At 39.1% G+C, this 19,425-nt stretch carries 20 protein-coding genes; 3 read left to right on the top strand and 17 right to left on the bottom strand.

Annotated features, from left to right (window positions below; translation table 11 throughout):
- Position 1 precedes the first annotated feature (1 nt).
- The 8 genes from ZA05_RS11080 to ZA05_RS11045 all read right to left on the bottom strand — a co-directional run bounded on the left by ZA05_RS11080 (position 2) and on the right by ZA05_RS11045 (position 8,888).
- Positions 2–868, bottom strand: a complete 867-nt coding sequence (locus ZA05_RS11080) for a helix-hairpin-helix domain-containing protein (RefSeq protein ID WP_053991757.1) — start codon at positions 866–868, stop codon at positions 2–4.
- A gap of 11 nt (positions 869–879) precedes the next feature.
- The gene (locus tag ZA05_RS11075; protein WP_053991756.1) at positions 880–2,502 is read right to left on the bottom strand and encodes a sodium:alanine symporter family protein; all 1,623 of its coding nucleotides are present in this window, start codon (positions 2,500–2,502) and stop codon (positions 880–882) included.
- 105 nt (positions 2,503–2,607) lie between these two features.
- Entirely contained in the window at positions 2,608–3,630 is a 1,023-nt protein-coding gene (locus tag ZA05_RS11070; RefSeq protein WP_053991755.1) for a TrkA family potassium uptake protein, read from the bottom strand.
- Between the two features lie 3 nt (positions 3,631–3,633).
- Positions 3,634–3,861: a PspC domain-containing protein gene (locus tag ZA05_RS11065; RefSeq protein WP_053991754.1), complete on the bottom strand. Its 228-nt coding sequence runs from the start codon at positions 3,859–3,861 to the stop codon at positions 3,634–3,636.
- A gap of 78 nt (positions 3,862–3,939) precedes the next feature.
- Positions 3,940–5,169, bottom strand: a complete 1,230-nt coding sequence (locus tag ZA05_RS11060; RefSeq protein ID WP_053991753.1) for a S8 family serine peptidase — start codon at positions 5,167–5,169, stop codon at positions 3,940–3,942.
- A 97-nt stretch (positions 5,170–5,266) separates the two neighbouring features.
- Positions 5,267–6,538: a DUF2851 family protein gene (locus ZA05_RS11055; protein WP_053991752.1), complete on the bottom strand. Its 1,272-nt coding sequence runs from the start codon at positions 6,536–6,538 to the stop codon at positions 5,267–5,269.
- Between the two features lie 71 nt (positions 6,539–6,609).
- A complete protein-coding gene (locus tag ZA05_RS11050) occupies positions 6,610–7,590 on the bottom strand; it encodes a PLP-dependent cysteine synthase family protein (RefSeq protein ID WP_053991751.1) in 981 nt (326 codons plus the stop codon).
- Positions 7,591–7,649: 59 nt separating this feature from the next.
- Positions 7,650–8,888 carry an ABC transporter permease gene (locus tag ZA05_RS11045; protein ID WP_053991750.1) on the bottom strand — a complete coding sequence of 413 codons (1,239 nt, stop codon included), beginning with the start codon at positions 8,886–8,888 and terminating at the stop codon, positions 7,650–7,652.
- Positions 8,889–8,897: 9 nt separating this feature from the next.
- Here ZA05_RS11045 and ZA05_RS11040 point away from each other — a divergent pair, with 9 nt between their 5' ends.
- A complete protein-coding gene (locus ZA05_RS11040) occupies positions 8,898–10,145 on the top strand; it encodes an exo-beta-N-acetylmuramidase NamZ domain-containing protein (RefSeq protein ID WP_053991749.1) in 1,248 nt (415 codons plus the stop codon).
- Positions 10,146–10,148: 3 nt separating this feature from the next.
- Here the strand turns inward: ZA05_RS11040 and ZA05_RS11035 are convergent, their stop codons facing one another.
- The 3 genes from ZA05_RS11035 to ZA05_RS11025 all read right to left on the bottom strand — a co-directional run bounded on the left by ZA05_RS11035 (position 10,149) and on the right by ZA05_RS11025 (position 12,420).
- Positions 10,149–11,027 (bottom strand): glycerophosphodiester phosphodiesterase family protein, encoded by an 879-nt coding sequence (locus ZA05_RS11035; protein WP_053991748.1) that lies wholly within the window; start codon positions 11,025–11,027, stop codon positions 10,149–10,151.
- Positions 11,014–11,859 (bottom strand): sterol desaturase family protein, encoded by an 846-nt coding sequence (locus tag ZA05_RS11030; protein ID WP_053991747.1) that lies wholly within the window; start codon positions 11,857–11,859, stop codon positions 11,014–11,016. Before ZA05_RS11030 ends, ZA05_RS11035 begins: the two co-directional genes overlap by 14 nt.
- A 66-nt stretch (positions 11,860–11,925) precedes the next feature.
- Positions 11,926–12,420: a YkgJ family cysteine cluster protein gene (locus ZA05_RS11025; protein ID WP_053991746.1), complete on the bottom strand. Its 495-nt coding sequence runs from the start codon at positions 12,418–12,420 to the stop codon at positions 11,926–11,928.
- Positions 12,421–12,483: 63 nt separating this feature from the next.
- Between ZA05_RS11025 and ZA05_RS11020 the strand changes: the two genes are divergently transcribed.
- Positions 12,484–13,179: a bifunctional 2-polyprenyl-6-hydroxyphenol methylase/3-demethylubiquinol 3-O-methyltransferase UbiG gene (locus ZA05_RS11020; RefSeq protein WP_053991745.1), complete on the top strand. Its 696-nt coding sequence runs from the start codon at positions 12,484–12,486 to the stop codon at positions 13,177–13,179.
- Between the two features lie 39 nt (positions 13,180–13,218).
- Here the strand turns inward: ZA05_RS11020 and ZA05_RS11015 are convergent, their stop codons facing one another.
- The 4 genes from ZA05_RS11015 to ZA05_RS11000 all read right to left on the bottom strand — a co-directional run bounded on the left by ZA05_RS11015 (position 13,219) and on the right by ZA05_RS11000 (position 17,946).
- On the bottom strand, positions 13,219–15,366 hold the full coding sequence (locus ZA05_RS11015; protein ID WP_197276086.1) for a T9SS type A sorting domain-containing protein: 2,148 nt from the start codon (positions 15,364–15,366) through the stop codon (positions 13,219–13,221).
- Positions 15,367–15,621: 255 nt separating this feature from the next.
- Positions 15,622–15,843, bottom strand: a complete 222-nt coding sequence (locus ZA05_RS11010; protein ID WP_053991743.1) for a VF530 family DNA-binding protein — start codon at positions 15,841–15,843, stop codon at positions 15,622–15,624.
- Between the two features lie 11 nt (positions 15,844–15,854).
- Complete coding sequence (locus ZA05_RS11005) at positions 15,855–17,159, bottom strand: DEAD/DEAH box helicase (protein WP_053991742.1); 1,305 nt, start codon at positions 17,157–17,159, stop codon at positions 15,855–15,857.
- 118 nt (positions 17,160–17,277) lie between these two features.
- On the bottom strand, positions 17,278–17,946 hold the full coding sequence (locus ZA05_RS11000; RefSeq protein ID WP_053991741.1) for a uracil-DNA glycosylase family protein: 669 nt from the start codon (positions 17,944–17,946) through the stop codon (positions 17,278–17,280).
- Positions 17,947–18,013: 67 nt separating this feature from the next.
- Here ZA05_RS11000 and ZA05_RS18065 point away from each other — a divergent pair, with 67 nt between their 5' ends.
- A complete protein-coding gene (locus ZA05_RS18065) occupies positions 18,014–18,145 on the top strand; it encodes a 30S ribosomal protein THX (protein WP_076663387.1) in 132 nt (43 codons plus the stop codon).
- Position 18,146: 1 nt separating this feature from the next.
- Here the strand turns inward: ZA05_RS18065 and yaaA are convergent, their stop codons facing one another.
- Both yaaA and ZA05_RS10990 read right to left on the bottom strand, forming a co-directional pair.
- Positions 18,147–18,905: a peroxide stress protein YaaA gene (gene yaaA, locus ZA05_RS10995; RefSeq protein ID WP_053991740.1), complete on the bottom strand. Its 759-nt coding sequence runs from the start codon at positions 18,903–18,905 to the stop codon at positions 18,147–18,149.
- 102 nt (positions 18,906–19,007) lie between these two features.
- Positions 19,008–19,376, bottom strand: a complete 369-nt coding sequence (locus ZA05_RS10990) for a VOC family protein (protein WP_157514693.1) — start codon at positions 19,374–19,376, stop codon at positions 19,008–19,010.
- Positions 19,377–19,425: the final 49 nt, after the last annotated feature.

The raw sequence follows: 19,425 nt of genomic DNA, 5'->3' as shown, positions 1-19,425 counted from the left end.
GTTAATTAAGCGTCAAATATAGCTTAATTATCTCAAATCTATGAACAGGAAAGTCTTTTACTTTTGTTAATTCCTCCAAGGATTTAAACCCTTCCCGAAGGGTTCTTTCTTCAATAATTCTATGGGCAATTTCGTAGTCGATATATTTGATGGTTACCAGTTCGTCACGGGAAGCCGTGTTCAATTTCACCTTACTTAAATTCTCAGGTTCATTGACAAAAAACCGTTCGGACATGCGCTCTATGACCTCAGGTGACAGACCATACACCTCCTGCAATTGCACCATCGATATAAAACCCTCAGGCAATGTCTTTCTATACTCGACAATCCTTTTGGAAAGCACCTCTCCTATACCGTTCACCTTTTTTAAATCCTCCCGACTTGCCTTGTTCAAATCCATTTTTGCTATTGGAGAATTTACTTTTTTGAATTTCGATTTTGGCTCAAAAGTATTCGTCACCCAATCCGGAAATTTAAAATAGGGAGCCATGGTATTCAACAAGGAATCTGAAACCATCGTTACCTGTTGAAATTCCTCTTTGGAATTTACCCATTTGCCCTGTTCACGGAAATAAAGCAGCCGATCAATTTCCTCATTGCTCATACCCAACATGTAGCCTTTATGATCTGAAATAAAATTTGGGTTAAATGGATATACCTTGGGCTTGCTATTTTCAATTTCAACAGCTTTGAGCGAATCTATTTCCTTTTGAAATTTCTCAAGGTTTTCATTATCGAAATCAATTTCTTTCCTAGGGAAATCCACAAAGAAATACACCAATTGAAGTACAACAATAAGGCTCAATAAAGACAAAATCCCATTCCGTTGTTGTTTGGTAAACACGAAATGGGATTTTATATTTTTCATAGTGAATGTTATTACATATGCTCGGTCAAGTCCTCAGCACCTTCTTCCAAGGCCTCATGTTTCACCTCTATGGCATCTTGGTATTTCCCTAGCTCCCGACGAATGATTGGCGCCAAGATAACAACCCCTATAATATTAGGCACTACCATAGCAAAAATCATCGCATCCGAAAAATCTATTACGGCCCCAAGACTTATGGACGATCCCACAACAACAAAGACCAAGAATAAAATTTTATAGACTAAATCTGAAGTTTTCCCCTTTCCAAACAAGAACACCCATCCTTGCATTCCGTAATATGACCAAGAGATCATTGTAGAAAAGGCAAATAAAATTACGGCCAATGTCAGTACTATAGAGAAATGAGGAATCACCGAATCAAATGCCGTCGCTGTTAACTCTACCCCCTCTTTAATTGGCACTCCATATTCCATAAACTGCCCATTAAAATTAGTAATCACAATTACCAAAGCCGTCATGGTACAAATTACAACCGTATCTACAAACGGCTCCAAAAGTGCTACAATTCCTTCGGAAGCAGGATATTTTGTTCTAACCGCGGAGTGCGCAATTGCCGCAGACCCCACACCTGCTTCATTGGAAAATGCTCCACGACGAATCCCCTGGATCATGACCCCTACTAGACCTCCTGCAATTCCCAATCCGGAAAAGGCTCCTTCATAAATCAATCCGAAAGCATCATCGATAAGTGTAAAGTTGGCTCCTAAAATAATCAAGGCTGCCAGCACATAAATTCCAGCCATGAATGGAACAATTTTTTCGGTTACGGAAGCAATCCTTTTAATTCCTCCAATTATAACCACAGCAACAAGCGCTGCCATGATAAAGCCAAAATACATACCGGCATTTTCATTTTGTATGTTAAACAGTTTTGTAAACTGTGCTGCCGCTTGATTGGCTTGAAACATGTTACCTCCTCCAAAGGAACCTCCAATTACAAACACCGCGAATAAAATGGCAAGTATTTTACCAAATCCGGCCATGCCCTTTTCTTTAAGACCTTTAGTCAAATAATACATTGGTCCACCGTAAACGGTTCCATCCTTTCCAACATCCCTGTATTTAACTCCCAGGGTACATTCTGCAAATTTGGAAGCCATCCCTAAAAGCCCTGCCATAATCATCCAAAATGTAGCTCCAGGCCCTCCAATGGATAGAGCCACAGCAACTCCGGCAATATTCCCCAATCCTACGGTTGCAGAAAGTGCTGCCGTAAGCGCTTGGAAGTGGGACACCTCTCCATCTGCACTATCGTCTCTTAAAGTTTCAATGATGTTTTCGTGTTCATTTGGTGTGGAATCACCATATAAAGTATCAGCTCCATGCTTTTCTATATCTTCATATTTTCCCTGCACCACTCTAATCGCTGTTCGGAAACCTGTAATATTTATGAATTTGAAATATATGGTGAAATATATAGCCCCTCCTATCAAGACAATAAGCACCCATGGAATGCTGTAAGTGTCTGAAAAGGGAATTTCCTTGAAAATCCACTCTACAAACCATCCGGTATAATCCTTAAAAAAGGCATCGATTTTTTCGGAAGTTGACTCTTGGGCAAAAGTTAAAATTGGTAATAAAACTGAAAGTAACGATAGAAGATATTTCTTCATATGGAATTTTAAATTTAGTTATTTCTTAATCAATTATTGTTAGGGTCGCCAATATGCTAAAAATATTTGAACTAATAAAGCTTCGGTTGTTAAAATGAAAATTAACTACCTGATATTGTACACAGAATTCAACTTTTGAATTTGCTCCGGACGCCCTAAAACAATGATCTTAGAATTGACTCCAAGCTTCATTTCTGCCTCCGGATTCACGATATATTCCCCTTCTCCATTTTTAAAGCCAATAATGTTGCAGCCTGTTTTATTTCTCAAATCCAAATCCCGTATCGTCTTTTCATCGGCATCACTGCATAGCATTGCCACTTCAATTTCTTCAATATTCACATTGGATTTTCCCACTATGGAAAGGTTGTCGATAAATTCAATCAAATCTGGTACTACTACCAATGACGCCATATGGTCGCCACCGATTTTGTCTGGAAGAATAACATTGTCTGCCCCGGCCAATTTCAATTTATTATAAGTAGTATCCTGTGATGCTCTACTAATGATACGCAGGTCTTTATTGATTTGCCTCGCGGAAAGCACTACAAACAAATTGTCGGCATCATTTGGCAAGGCCGATATCAAAGTACTAGCCCTATGGATTCCTGCCCTTATCAAAACCTCATCTTCATTGGCATTTCCATGGATAAAGTTGACCATTTCACTTTCAAACTTGTCAATCAACTCTTTGTCTTGCTCTATGACCACAAATGGCTTTTTGTAGGCGATTAACTTTTTAGCTGCCTGGGTCCCGTTTCGGCCATATCCACATATAATAATGTGGTCCTGAAGTTGGTCAATTCGCTTTTGCATATTCTTTTGTTTTAATTCTTCAAAACTATTTTGGCTCAATAAATACTCTGTCAATACACTAATCACATACCCCACAATTACAATGCTTGCCAAAATTAAAAACACCGTAAAAATCTTTGATTGGTCATCCAAAGGGCGCACCTCTCCAAACCCCACAGTGGTAATGGTAATAACCGTCATATAAAGGGCATCAATCCAATTATAACCAGAAATGATCCGGAAGCCAACCATTCCCGCAAACACCAAAAAGGCCAACAGTACTATGGCAATAGTTATTTTGGATTTGGAAAGACGAAGTAGAGTACTGTTCATATATTATAAATCAAAAACCGAAGAACGCTTGGTATAAAGCAAGTCCTTAACACGCATCAAAAAGGATAAAATAAGATAAAGGGCAAAACCAAAGCCCAAGGTTACAAAAGTGAGATATATAAAGGACGTCCTCACCACCTTGGCCCTTATCCCCAAACGATCTGCAATACGCTGGCATACATAGTAACCGTGCTTCTGAAAATACAGTAATATCTTATAAAATATATTCATTAAAACAAATTTGATGATTTTAAACCATAAAAAAAAGCCACTTTCAAAAAAGTGGCTTTTTAAAGTGTTCTCTTGTATTTACAAGTGAATTATAGCATCTGCATTACCATCTGGGTCACCATCCACAGTTCCATCCCCAGAAGGAGTTCCCAACAACAAAACTCCTGCCGCATGTGGTGCGGCCATAGAAGTCCCACTAATGGTATTGTAGTCTCCATTTTTCCAAGTGGAATATACCCCAACTCCCGGAGCACAGTAATCTACTGGTGGGTTTCCATAATTTGAAAAATAAGCCCAATAATCATTAGAATCCATAGCTGAAATTGTATAAATATTGGCTCCGTTGGCACGGGCGGGAGAATGACTATTGGCACTATTGGATTCGTTTCCTGCCGCCAATACAAACTTAACACCGGATTGGGCTGCATTGATTACTGCATTGTCCAAAGTCAATGATATACCACCGCCCAAACTCATATTGGCCACATCTCCTTCAACTCCTTCTGCAGCCACATAATCCACTCCAGCAATAACCCCAGACAGCGAGCCACTTCCACGACGATCCAACACCCTTACTGCAACAACTGTAGTCCCGGGAGCAACACCTACAGAACCAATAGAATTGTCTATAGCTGCTATTGTACCCGCCACATGTGTTCCGTGACCATTTTGATCATTAGGGCTACTGGCTCCTCCACCTCCCGAAAGAAATGATACACTTCTAGCCGCGTCTACATTCAAATCGGGGTGGTCCAAATCAATCCCAGAGTCGATAATCCACGCCGTATGACTTGAGGCGGAACTACCTCCTCCAACACGTGTTGTTCCATATGGGATTTGCTGAGAATTGGTAGAACCGGAACCTCCACCTTTATCAGGTTTTCCTTTGTATGGAGATATGCTTATTGTATAGTTTTGTTCTATTCTCAAAACCCTTGGGTCGCTCTGTAAATTTTGTAATTGAGTTTCGGATAAATTAGCCGTAAATCCTTTTACCGCATGTCCAAAGGTTTCCGTTATGCTGGAATCATCCAATCCTATCTTTTCAAAATCATTCAAAACTCTACGTTTAAGTACCTCCTTCTGTGAGGTATATTCCCCAAGGCTTTTTACCTTTGGCAAAGGCGCCATTCTTTCATTTGCATTGTTATATACCACAATATAACTTCCCGAAATCACTTTTGACTCCAAGAATGATATCGTTTCAACTTCTTCATATAGTTGATCTGTTGAGTCTGGCTGACAATTCCAAAGTGTCAAACCAAATGTCCCCATTAAAGAATACTTAATAATTGATTTTAGCTCCATCTTTTTTTAATTTTTACTCATTCAAATGTTAATTTATTTAACAATTTAAATTTTTAAGCCGAAAACCAAGAAAATAAATTCTTAAAACATTAAGCTATTAGACCAACTGTAGAATATTGGCGCCAATCGAACAGTCAAGACACTTTTGCCTTTCACAATAGTTCCTCTTTAACTGAATCAAGGCTTGGGATTGTAGTGCGTTTTGACATTTTATTCCCAAATTGGCAAAGGCAGAAAGCAAACTATTTCTTTCTGCATGAATCTGTTGCGCCAATTGCACCACATTGTCAATCTCCTTTCCATTGGCTTTGCAATGGGCAAATTTTATTGGTATAATGGTATTGATAAGAAGTAAGTCGACGAAGGTTTTGGTCAATCGTTTTTTAGACGGCTTGGAGCTTTTGCCAAAAGAATAATGGGTTTCCCAATACAGTGAAGTTTCACAATCAAAAACCTTATAGTAATCTTCAAGGGAGTTGAGTTCCATAAGTTTTGAAAACAATTGCTTTTCATTTGAATATAGACTTGCCAACTGCGATAATCTGATAGTCGGAAAATTTGGGGGCCGTAGCCTAAAAAATTGGGGCTGCACTACAGAAGTATTGGAAAGCTGGAATTTTTGCTTTAAAAATGCATACTCTTTTTGAAGTTTCAAATAGTGAACATCCTCCAATTCACTATCCAACCAACCGCACTGCCCAAAGAAAAGCGCTTCCAATCCAAATTGGTTGCTCTGCAATTTTCTTACCACTGCATAATCAACAGACTGTGCCAAACTGAAAAAGGCCTCACCATTGACTTTCAAGCCAAAGTTTTTGGCCAACATTTTGAACAATACTGCTTCCCAATCATTTTTGGAATTTAAAAGTAGCTTGTAAATAGTCTGGTATTTCTGTTCCAATCGCTCGATGTACAAGCGCTCCAACCAATTGTTCAAGACAAACCCATCGGTTTTTGACAAATCGTCTTCGCAGTAGATCCATTTATTTCCTTTGGAATACAACTTGGAAAAGGTATTCAACAACCCTGTGTCTACCGTGTCCTTTAATTGCAAAGTGGGAATTTCGGAATTATTCTTTCTGAAAATTTCGGTGTCGTGTTCCCAGACCACATGCAAAATCACATTGTCATAAGCCTTGTCCTGCTCGTGTCCATGCACATACCAATCGGAAGACTTTATATGTACTTCCACATTACCAGCCCATAGCTGCTCCCCAATTTTAATCTGTGCGTTGAAAAAATCGGGACCGGAATCTGTATTATGCTGCCCTACATGCAATAGGGCCACAGTTTCCCCGGAAGTGGTTTTCAGGTTCTGTGCCTTACGGATTTTATATTTCCAGAGATAGTGTAGAAAATCTTCTTGCATCTCTTAAAAATAAGAAATATTTACAACGCAATCCTCTGAAAAACAAATACAAGAAAATAATCTTACATTCTTTAATCTAGATATCCCATTTTCCTCATCCAGTCATTATTGAACATTTTCCCCACATAGCGGCTTCCATGGTCGTGAAACAATACCACCACCACATCGTCCTTGGTAAAATGTTCCTTCAACTGTAGCAGTCCTTTTACGGCTGCTCCAGCAGAATTCCCAAGAAACATCCCTTCTTCCTTTGCCAATAATTGGGTGTAAATGGCGGCATTCTTATCGGTCACTTTCGTAAATCCATCAATTATACTGAAGTCTACATTTTTAGGCAGAATATCTTCCCCTATCCCCTCGGTGACGTAGGGATAGATTTCCTTCTCATCAAAAATGCCCGTTTCATGATATTTTTTGAAGACACTCCCATAGGTATCAATTCCCCAAACCTTAATATTTGGATTCCGCTCTTTCAAGTATCTTCCCACCCCTGAAATCGTTCCTCCAGTGCCCACACCCACTACAAAATGGGTTACTTTGCCATCAGTCTGTTTCCAGATTTCAGGTCCTGTACTTTCGTAATGCGCTTTGGTATTACTAGGATTATCATATTGATTAACATACCAAGAATTTGGAATCTCTTTTGCCAACCGCTTCGCTACGGAATAATAACTTTGGGGATCGTCAGGAGCCACAGCTGTTGGGCACACTACTACTTCTGCTCCCATCGCCCTAAGCACATCCATTTTTTCCTTGGACTGCTTGTCGTTGATTACAAAAATGCATTTGTAACCTTTTACTATAGCCGCAAGTGCCAATCCCATCCCTGTATTTCCCGAAGTCCCTTCAATAATAGTTCCTCCAGGCTGCAGTCTACCATCTGCTTCGGCATCTTCTATCATGGTTAAGGCCATACGGTCCTTTACGGAATTTCCGGGGTTAAATGTTTCGTATTTTGCCAATACCAAACAAGGCAATTCTGCGGTAAGTTTATTGAGTTTCACCAAAGGGGTGTTCCCAATGGTTCCTAAGATATTTTCTGCGTAGTCCATGCTTTAAAATTACCATAAATAAACAAATGGCAAAAGTTAAAGATTTCTATTTCTAAGCATTATTCAAACCTGATGGCTTTGACTGGAGAAATTCTAGTAACAATATATGAAGGCACCAACAACATGAGCATACAGGCTAAAAAACAGCCTATATTAAGCAACAATATATTTTTAAGACTCACGTAAACTGGAATAGTCGTCATATAGTATTGTTCAGGGTTTGGGAATTGCAAAACACCAAAATAATATTGGATAGCCAAAAGTGATAGCCCAATTAAATTTCCCCAAAACAACCCTAAACCTACCAAATAAGTGGCATTGTATAGAAACACTTTTCGAATGCTCCAATTGGAACTTCCTAAGGCTTTTAAAATCCCAATCATTTGGGTACGTTCCAAAATCAATACCAAAAGCGCCGTAATCATATTGATACCCGCCACGATAATCATGATTCCAATAACCCCATAGGTATTATTATCGAAAATATTGATCCATTCAAAAATTGAAATGTATTTCTCGGTAATCGTTTCCGCATTAAGATTGGATGGTGTTGCCTCATAAATCTCTAGTCCCTTTTCTTCAATTTGATCAAAATCATCAATAAACACCTCAAAATTCCCAACCTGATCCGCTTGCCATTTATTGAGGCGCTGCACTTGCTTCAAGTCACCAATAATAAAGGTCTTGTCAAAATCCTGAAACCCGGAATTATAAATTCCTACCACCGTAAATTTTCTAATATTTGGGATTTGATTGGCATCCTCCTTTCCAAACACCATCTGAAAAGAATCTCCTACCTCAAACTTTAACCTATTGGCAATGTATTGAGATATCAACACCTCATTCCCCATCTGCTCACCAAATTCTGGCAAACGTCCTTCAACCAAAAAATCCTGGATATATTTCCAATTGTAGTCCTGCCCCACACCTTTCAACACCACCCCTTCAAAATCGGTTTCGGTACGGATGACACCAAACTTCTTGGCCACGCCTTGCACATGCGAAATGCCCTTTATTCCTTTAAATTCGGGATAAAAATCTTGATTTAAAGATACCGGTATTTCTGACTCATCAGACACATTGGTATCGTAGTTGGAAATGGTGACGTGCCCATTAAAGGCCACAACTTTATCGCGTATCTTTTTTTGAAGGCCCAAACCAGTGGCCACAGCAATGAGCATAACGATAATTCCTATGGCTATGGCGGTAATGCCAATTTTTATAATTGGGGCCGAAACACTACTTTTATACGCTTTACTACCAATAATGCGTTTAGCTAAGAAAAATTCGTAATTCAAAATACTTTTATGCGATTAACCGTTTTCAAAAATACAGTTTTATTATTTGTTTTAATAGCGTTTTCCTGTGGAAACATTGCCACTTCCGAAGCTGGCGGCAACGCTTCCAATTTTTCAGACTTTAGTTATACCTCCAAAGAAGTAGACCTTAATGCTCCCATTGCAGTTGGCGCCAACCAAACCGAAGTCTACTTACCCTTATTACAAGGAAAAAAAATTGGGATTGTGGCCAATCAAACCTCTGTGATCTTCCATAAAAAAGGTTACACCCATTTGGTGGATTCTTTAGTCGCCTTAAAAACAAATGTTGTAAAAGTATTTGCACCCGAGCATGGTTTTAGAGGCACTGCCGATGCCGGAGAACATGTAAAAGATGGCATCGATTCCAAAACCAAATTACCAATCATTTCTCTTTATGGAAGCAACAAAAAGCCATCAGTAACTCAATTGGAAGGTTTAGATTTAGTGGTATTTGACATCCAAGATGTGGGTGCTCGCTTTTACACCTACATCTCTACCTTACATTATGTCATGGAAGCTTGTGCCGAACAAAATATCCCTGTGCTGATTTTGGATCGCCCTAATCCAAATGGACATTATATAGACGGCCCAATTTTAGAAAAAGAATACAAAAGTTTTGTAGGCATGCACCCTGTACCGGTAGTACACGGTATGACCATTGGGGAATATGCCAAAATGATCAATGGCGAACATTGGCTGGACAATGAAGTTACGTGTGATTTGGCGGTAATTCCGGTTCAGAATTATACCCATCAAAGAAGCTATAGTCTCCCAATTGCTCCATCTCCCAACCTACCTACCGATAAAGCCATTAACCTATACCCTAGCCTTTGCTTTTTTGAAGGCACCAATGTAAGTGCTGGCCGTGGCACCCCTAAACCTTTTGAAATTTACGGAAGCCCCTACTTGGATAAAAGCATGTACACATTTAAGTTTTTACCACAACCCAATGCTGGCTCCAAGCACCCTAAACATAAAGGGATGTTATGTTACGGCGAAAACCTAAGTGACTCTCCAAACTTAGCTCGTTTGGATTTGAATTACCTCATCAACGCCTATCAAAACACCATTGACAAACCGATTTTTTTCAATGACTTTTTTACCAAATTGGCGGGGACCAAAACCTTGCAAAAGCAAATTGAAGAACGTCACACTGCAGATGAAATTAAAAAAACTTGGGTTCGCGGTCTAAAAGCCTACGACCAAATGCGTCAACCTTATCTAATTTATAAATAAGGACTATTCCTTATTTAAAAGCTGAAGAGCACGTAACGGATAATCGGTGATAATACTGTTGACCTTATAATCAATCATTCTTTGGATGTGGGCAGTTTCATTAACTGTCCACGGAATGATTCTATAACCCGAAGCTTGATATTTGGCTACCACTTCTTTTGAAAGAAGTTCAAAATATGGGCTGATAATTTCTGGTTGAAAGCTGAGTTCCTTGAGTTTCTCTTCAATGGATTCTGTTTCATCTACCAAAAGCGCGACGGACATTTCGGGTGCTTGTTTTTTTACTTCTTCAAGAATTCTCACATCAAAGGACTGTAAGTTGCAACGCTCAAACACCTGTTTTTCTTGAATATCCTTCAATACCAATTGTACAAAATCTGCTGGATAGGGTGTGTATAGCACATCATAATCAGGTCTTGCCTTCAACTCAATATTATAGGCAATATGCCTATTTAAACTATCAGCCAAATCAAACACTTCAGTCATTAGTGGCTTAAAAGTTCGCATATTTTGTTGTTCCGGAAATCTTGGATGCTGTTTACTCCCACAATCGAATTGCCTTATGGAATCATAGGTCATCTCATACAGGTTATAAGCCATATCATCAACCAATGGAATTTCATTACTGAAGGGATCCAAACAATAAAACCGACTGATAAAAGGCTCGTGCGACACCACGACCTTTCGGTCTTTGGACACCACCACATCCATTTCCAAAGTTTGTACACCAAGCTCAACGGCTCTTTTAAATGCCGGAAGTGAATTTTCTGGGAGCACTCCCCGGCAGCCTCTGTGGCCCTGTACCCCGATGGATTGTTTAGCACTACAATTGATCATAATTGCGAAAAGTAAGAAATGACAGGCTACTTTATAAATCTTCATTGATTGGTAAAATTGTGGGCTTTTTGTATTTCTGAAAAGGCTGTGTCAACAAATTCCCCAAATTGCCATTCTCTTCTTCATTTGGAAATACATCCACGCCATACACCAATTTGTCTCGGTCCAACTCCATATAGGTCCCTAACAAACGGTCCCAAATAGAAAAAATGTTCCCATAATTGGAATCCGTATAAGGCAACATATAATGGTGATGCACCTTATGCATATCTGGAGACACAAAAAAATAACTTAAGAATGTATCCAAACGTTTGGGCATTTTAATATTGGCATGTGTCCACTGGGTAAACACCACCGAAAGCGATTGGTAAATAAACACCAAAGCAATGGGCGTACCAATGACCACTACCCCAAACAAGGTAAACACAAACCGAATGACGCTTTCTATGGGATGGTGACGATTGGCCGTAGTGGTATCTACATTATGATCGGTGTGGTGCACTAGATGCACCATCCACAAGGGCTTTACTTTGTGTTCTACATAATGTGCCAAATAGGCGCCAAAGAAATCCAGCAACAACACGCCCAAAAGGGCATACAACCAAAGCGGCATTTCTGGCAGCCAATTCAAAATTCCGAAGTTATGAGCTTGAACCCAATTGGCTGTTTTGAACAACAAAAAAGCCAAAAGCAAATTAACAAGTGCCGTAGTTGCCGTAAAAAAAAAATTGGGGATGGCATGCCGCCATTTGTGGTACTTGAATTGAAATAAAGGCGCTGCGCCTTCCAACATCCAAAAGAAGGCAATCCCTCCTACCAAAATAATACTTCGGTGGAGCGATGGGATGGTTTCGAAGTAATCAATAATAGATTCCAAGGAGAAAAGTTTTGAATAAAGATACTAAAAATGCTTTCTCCTAAACTTCCTTTTATCGAGAATCCCCTAAAGCTTAATACGCTTTTTCATTTCCTCCACAATATTGAAAGCGGCAGGGCAAATGGCTACATTCTTCAAAGTGAGATTGGAGATTTGCTGAAACTTTTTTCTATCGGTATGGGGATACTCCCTGCAAGCTTTGGGCCTTACTTCATAAATGGAACAATAATTGTCTGCTCCCAAAAACGTACAAGGCACACTTTGCAGTACGTAGTCATTATCTTCGTCTACCCTTAAAAATTCATCGATAAATTTGGAAGGCTTCATACGGAAATGCTTCGCAATCCTGTCCACATCTTTGTCCGTAAACAAAGGTCCCGTGGTTTTGCAGCAATTAGCACATTCCAAACAATTGGTACGTTCAAACTCTTCCTCATGCAAGTCCTGCATGATATAGTCCAATTGCTTAGGTGGCTTTTTTTTAAGCTTGGCAAAGAAGGTTTTGTTTTCCTTATGTTTATCTTTGGCCTGTTTTGGTAGATTTTTGATGATGTCTTCCATGCTGCAAAAATAAGAAACTCCTAAGATACCATCACCAAGCACCCAACTATTAACAGTACTGCTATGAAAGATTTATTTGGACAAGCCCTTTTGGATTACCACCAAGGTAATTACACGGAAGATTTGACAACCTCTACCAACATTTCGGAGGAAGATGAACTGCCGCTTCCCTATCTCTTCAGAAGTTATAAAGACATGCCCAAATTGGAACAAAACGCCCTTCAGCTTGCCAAAGGAAAGGTTTTGGATGTTGGTTGCGGTGCAGGTGGTCACAGTTTGTATTTACAGGAAAAGGGACTAAAAGTTAAAGCCATCGATATTTCTAAAGGAGCCATTGCTGTTGCCAAAAACAGAGGTGTTATTGATGCTGAAGTTCTTCCCGTTCTGGAAGAAAACGAAACCTTTGACACTATTTTGCTGTTGATGAACGGTACGGGAATTTTCCAAGAACTTTCTCAAGTAGCTACCTACCTAAACCATTTAAAATCCTTATTGAATCCCCAAGGACAAATTTTAATCGACTCTTCAGATATCAAATACATGTATGAAGACGAAGATGGTGGTTTGTGGATTGACACCAATGCCAATTATTACGGCGAACTGGATTACTTTTTAAGCTACAAAGGTGAAAAGGAACTTCCCATGAAATGGCTGTACCTTGACTTTAATACGCTCTACACCGCCTGTACTTCCGTTGGACTAAAATGTGAACTCGTCAAAGAAGGAGACCACTTTGATTATTTGGCAAGACTAAGTTAATCTACTTTTATTTAAGTCTATACCTTTAGTTCACCCAAACTAATCTTTAATGACTTTCAAAAACTCCTCTCCTCTAGCAGTCTTTACTTGCACGGTATACATCCCTTTTGACAGGTTGGATACATCACATTTAAAATTCTCTACTCCTAGGGTTATGTCTTGTCGTTTTACCAACCTTCCCTGAAGGTCATAGATGGCTATTGATAAAATGGATTCATTAGTTCTAAAATTCAGCACATTTGACACTGGATTGGGATACACCGACACAATTCCTTCTTTTGAAATCTCCCCAATTGACAGGGCATCTTCCACAACCGTGATAGCATTGTTGGTATGGATGGCGGCATTATAATCAAAATAAATTTCAGCTTCATTGCTAAACTCATCCCCAGGCTGCAAAGTGGACAAGGTCTTTAGTTTGAAAGCCACAAAACCATCGTTGGTGGCATCTTCAAAAGGCAGGTTGATATCCTCAAAAATAAACTCCACCTTATTGCCTTCTGTGATACGCGAGTAAAACTCATGACTCGCGTCCAAAGGCATTAACGATGACACATCATATTTATCGGTATCTATATAATCCTTCACCACCACATTGATGGCGCTGGCGGTTCCTGTATTTTCAAAACGTACCACGTAGGTAACATAATCCCCAACTTGAGATTCGGTAATGGTTGCTCCCTCAAGGCAGGTCTTGTCATTAGGATCGAAAGAATTGACAACGGTCTGAAACAAACTGGCTGTATTGTCATCAGGAGTTTCATCCATTCCCTCAAATTCCAATGCAGCCGTAAACTCCAACACCTCTCCTCCCAATAAAGGGAAATTAATATCGGTTGGCGTATTGAGAAGCATGGTGATATAAAACTGTTCGGTTTGGAAAGGGGCAAGATTCATAAAATCCCATAACAGTTCGCCTTCATTTTCATTGGTTGATACTGGCGTAGTTTCCACTACGGACATGACATTGGCATCAAAGTTAAAAGTGAGCTCTCCAGATAAAGTGGTTGTTCCCTTGTTCTTGCAGATCACTTTATAATCTGCTTCAAAACCCGGTCTTGCTTGGTTCAAAGGAATTATAGAAACCTCCAAATCATTAAAATCACCATTGGGCGTGATACAAAAATCCTGAACCACATCAGTTGGGTTTTCACTAAAATCTACCTCTAAACTTTCTGGTTCCACCATAAAATAGGCCTCATTTTCCAACTGAGGTGTGATAACATAACTGCCTTCTTGTAATGGAATGCTATAGTTTGCATTGAAACTATTACCGTAATTGAAAGAGACTTCTTCTACTGCATTATTTGAAATGTACATTGGTAAATTATAATAGGGAGTATCTGCTTCGCCACAACCATTCTCGTCATAATCCACTCTTACTGAGCCACTAACTGTATAAATTGCTCCACCAGGTATAAAATTGCAGTATTCAGTAAAATTCACCGAATATCCCAATTCGTCCAAAAACCCAGAAGTAAAGTTCGAATTTATCTCATCAACACACACCATTTGGAAATTTGGTGAATCCCAAATCAAAAAATCACAATTATCCTCCAAAAATGGGTCATCAAACCAAGAAAAACCTTCATTGGTCCCATTCTTAAAATTCAGATACGTTAAGCTTTCGTTTGAACTTAAATTCACAGATAAATATTCAAAATTCGGAAAGATATTATATCCTCCCATATCCAATTCGTAAAGCATTGGGTTGTTCCAACAATCAAAGTGATTGGCCGCAAAGTCATTCCCTAAATCAATAGATTCCAGAAGTAAATTATTTTTAATACCAAGCCACTCAACCATAATAGCATCCCCAAAATACAAGTCTACTAAATTAGTCTCTTCGATGCCCAATTGAAAAAGATTGAGTGCTTCTGAAATATCAATACTTGTTAAACCCACATTTTTTATAAACAGTGTTGAAAGGCTCCCAGCGTCGTACGTAAAATCGCTTAAATTAGGTTGGTCATAAATTGATAAGAACACTAAATTATTGAATGCAGATAACCCCGTTAAATCTGTAATACTCAAAGTTTCAATTTCTTCTTCCGTATCTCCTAAGGTTCTTAAAGTTAATTTAGTGACAGCCTGAGCCTCGGACACTTCTATAAATCCATTGTTATTGGTGTCAACATCTGTATTATAGGTCCCGTCTCCGTTACTATCCACACAATTAGTGTTCATCAATATGTTTTTAAAATTTTGATCGGGAATAAATACAAATTGAGCATTGGCTGTTGCCAAAAAAAGGCAACAAACAAAACAAAGGTAGACTTGCTTCATGGTTGGTTAATTTTCCTACAAAATAGAAAATATTTGGACACCATAAAACTTTAAAGACAGGAAGTTTAACAATATTCAAAATTCCTTCTTTACAACAACCTATTAAACCAAATTATGCACTTTTTGGATGAGATTTTTTTTACAATTCTGAAAAACCTATCTCCTATTCTGCAACATTTCCAAATACAATTCCTCTACTTTGGCCCTAGCCCAAGGTGTTCGTCTAAGAAATGTCAAACTTGATTTAATGGAAGGATTATGTGTAAAGCAGCGAATATTGACCATATACCCCATGTACCCCCAACCGTAATGTTCCTGAAGTTCAGTCACCATTTGTTTTAAAGTGATACCGTGTAATGGGTTATTGGGCTGCTCCATGATTTCAAAAATTAGTTACGAGGCTCGTTAGATCGTCTTCCTCTATAACGTTTTGGCTTTTTATTTTTGGACGTGGCAGTCTTTGCTCCTTCACTTTTAGAATTCGCTTGGCTAGTTTTTGGTCGGCGTGATTTCTGATTTCTGTTCCCTTGCCCAGGTTTAATAGGTTCAGTAGACGCATTGGGATCAGGCTCGAAGCCTTCCAATATTTCCACAGGAATCTTCTCTCCCACCAACTTTCCTATGTCCTTCAAATAGGTGGTTTCATCAGCGCTTACCAAAGAAATGGCTTCACCACTAGCACCAGCTCTACCAGTTCGTCCAATACGATGTACGTAATCTTCAGAAATATTGGGCAATTCAAAGTTCACTACATGAGGCAATAAAGGAATATCCAACCCGCGGGCCGCAATATCCGTTGCCACCAACACATTGATGCTTCCATCCTTAAAGCCTGCCAAAGCTTTGGTACGGGCACCTTGACTTTTATTACCGTGGATTGCCGCTGCCGGAATGCCACTAGAGATCATCTTTTTGGTAAGTTTGTTGGCGCCATGCTTGGTACGAGTAAAGACCAAGACCTGTGTCCAGTTGCCTTCACTAATCAACTTTATGATCAAGCCTGTTTTTTTGCCTTTGGCAACGCGATAGACTTTTTGATTAATCGCTTCGGCTGTTGAATTTTCCGGAGTCGCTTCCACTTGAACCGGATGGTTCAAAATACTATGGGCCAATTTTTTGATGTCCTTGGAAAAGGTAGCCGAAAACAATAAATTTTGACGTTTGTCAGGAATCATTTTCATGATTTTTTCAATATCGCGTAAAAAACCCATGTCCAACATTCGATCGGCTTCGTCCAATACGAAGAATTCCACTTTGGCCAAAGACAACAGCTTTTGATTGTGTAAGTCCATCAATCTGCCTGGAGTAGCAATCAATACATCAACGCCTCTTCTTAAGGTTGCTACTTGTGGGTTTTGGTTCACCCCTCCAAAAATAACTGCCGATTTTATATCCAGAAACGTGCTATACTCCTTAACGTTGTCATGTACCTGAGCCGCCAATTCCCGCGTAGGTGTTAACACCAAGGCACGAATTGGGCGATTCCTTAAAGGAGTCTCTTGAGACAATAAGTGTAACATTGGCAAAGTAAACCCTGCGGTTTTTCCGGTTCCGGTTTGTGCCGATGCCAAGACATCTTTCCCTTCTAAAATGGATGGAATTGCTTTTTGTTGGATTGGAGACGGTTCGGTATATCCTTTTTTATCTACCGCTTTTAAGATGGCTTCTGTTAGCCCTAGTGCTTTAAATGACATATAAATTGTTTGTAAATGACAATCTATAGTGTAGCGTCATTCTTTTTATCAAGCGGCAAAGGTACGGTAATTTTTGTTATGCCATCCTTCTATAAGAACTTGATACAGTATACAACTTCTAAAAAAACTCCCGATACTGCAGCACCCTAAAATCGAAAGTGGTAAAGTCTGGATTTTTAGCTTTGAGTTGTTGATAAAGAGGCATACTACCAATGGCTCTGTTGGCTGAACCAGAAGCTGAAGTCAACGAGACAGTCTTAATCAACCGAACTTCATTCTTCTCATCTTTTAATTGAAATGAATGGATGCGTGGCACTTCGGTTTCCACTGGCTGTAGTTTAATACCATAGTCCTTGCTATGCTTTCTAAAGAAATATTCCGGCCCGTTTTTGCTATTGCCTCCCGTAAACAATAATGTGTTGATATTGGGGTATTTCTGAAGATAACCAATTACATCCCTAAATTTGATATTGGTCATACCCAAATCGGAAGCGTCTATTTTTTCTCGTTGGGCACTTTCCACAATATCGCAAACCCCTATTTTATGTTGACGCAAAAATTGCTTGCGTTCTTCCACTGCTTCAACTGAATTGTCATATCGTAAATTCAAATTATGAATAGCATCAATGTAGAACCACAAAGAGTTGTAATAACTGCCGTAACAAAAATCGACATCCTTTTCCAACAACTCACCCATTGAAAAACGTGGTGGCGGCAACGTACCCACAATGAGCTTGGTAGTATCTTCGAAAATGAACGGTGGGTATGGATGTCGGTGCAGGAACAAATTTGCTTTTTAGGTGTTTTTATTGTAATATGAAAGGAAAATCAATTAAGCTTAAAAATCCAAAAATATGGGAAAAGGTGATAAGAAAACCAAACGCGGTAAAATTCATCGAGGCACCCACGGTGTGTTACGTCCTAAAATCAAGAAACGTCAAAAAACCGAAGACAAGATCAATGTGAACAATAAATCTAGAGTTTAGCCTATCTAGTAAATACCAAATCGGTTTCTGAGGACATGGTTTCACTATACCCATAGCCTTCATAATTAAAGCCTTTTAAATCATCCAAGGTCTTTGCATCCGTATCGATAATGTAGCGCGTCATATAGCCTCTTGCCAATTTTGCAAAGGTCATGATCATTTTGTATTCGCCATTTTTGAAATCCTTGAACGTACAAGTAATTACAGGCACTTTTAGAGCTTTGGTATCAATGGCCTTAAAATATTCGTTACTGGCAAGATTCACAAACAGTTCATCTTCTTCCAATTCATCATTCAAAGCTTGGGTGATTTCCTTCTTCCAGAACTCATACAGGTTTTTATTTTTACCCACTGGAAATTTAGTCCCCATTTCCAAACGGTACGGCTGAATTAAATCCAAAGGCTTCAAAATTCCATACAAACCAGAAAGGATACGCACCGTATCTTGAAGTTTTTCTATTTTATCCTGCGGAATAGTATAAGCATCCAGTCCTCTGTATACATCACCGCTAAAAGCATATACCGACGGCCTTGCATTCTCAGTCGTAAAAGGCAATTGCCATTCTTGGTTGCGTTCATAGTTCAACTGACCTAAATTATCAGAAATCTTCATAAGCTGTGATAAACTTTTGGCCGATTTCTTCTTCAATAACTTGTTCAACCGTTCCGCTTGTTTCAGAAAACAGGCTTCTGTAGATTGTTGGGTTGGCAATTGACTCTCAAGGTCTAAGGATTTTGCAGGTGATAATACTAATTTCATGCTTAGTTTTTTGTTGTCCCAAAATTACAATTACCGTATCTATTTTTCAATTTTGGGATTCTATATTTTCTATGGCAGTATAAGCAAAAGTAATTATAAGAATTAATTTAGGGTCAATTCCTCCCCAAACTGCAGCACATAACCATTGTTGTCGTAAATAGCGAATTCCCGCATGCTGCACTGGAAATTATCTATGGGATAGCACACCTCTACATGATCTTTAACCGTTTGCCAAAGTGTATCTACGTTAACCGTCCTTATGTAGAAAGAGCCCGTAAATTCAGCTTTATTGAAAGGAACCATATCATTTGGTTTGGTAAGAATCAATTCTACACCGTCCCGGTGTATGGAGGCCCATTTTGTGACCTCATCAAAGGCATCACAAACAAAACCCAATTGACTTGTATAAAACTGAATAGTGGCTTCCACATCTTCAGTATACAGCATTGGCACAAGGTTATACAATTTCATACGGATAATTGGTTTGAATTACCCTATGAATTTACTAAAAAAGATCTAT

The sequence above is a fragment of the Mangrovimonas sp. TPBH4 genome (assembly GCF_001280505.1).
GTDB lineage: Bacteria > Bacteroidota > Bacteroidia > Flavobacteriales > Flavobacteriaceae > Mangrovimonas_A.
This window is presented reverse-complemented; position numbering and strand designations above follow the sequence as displayed.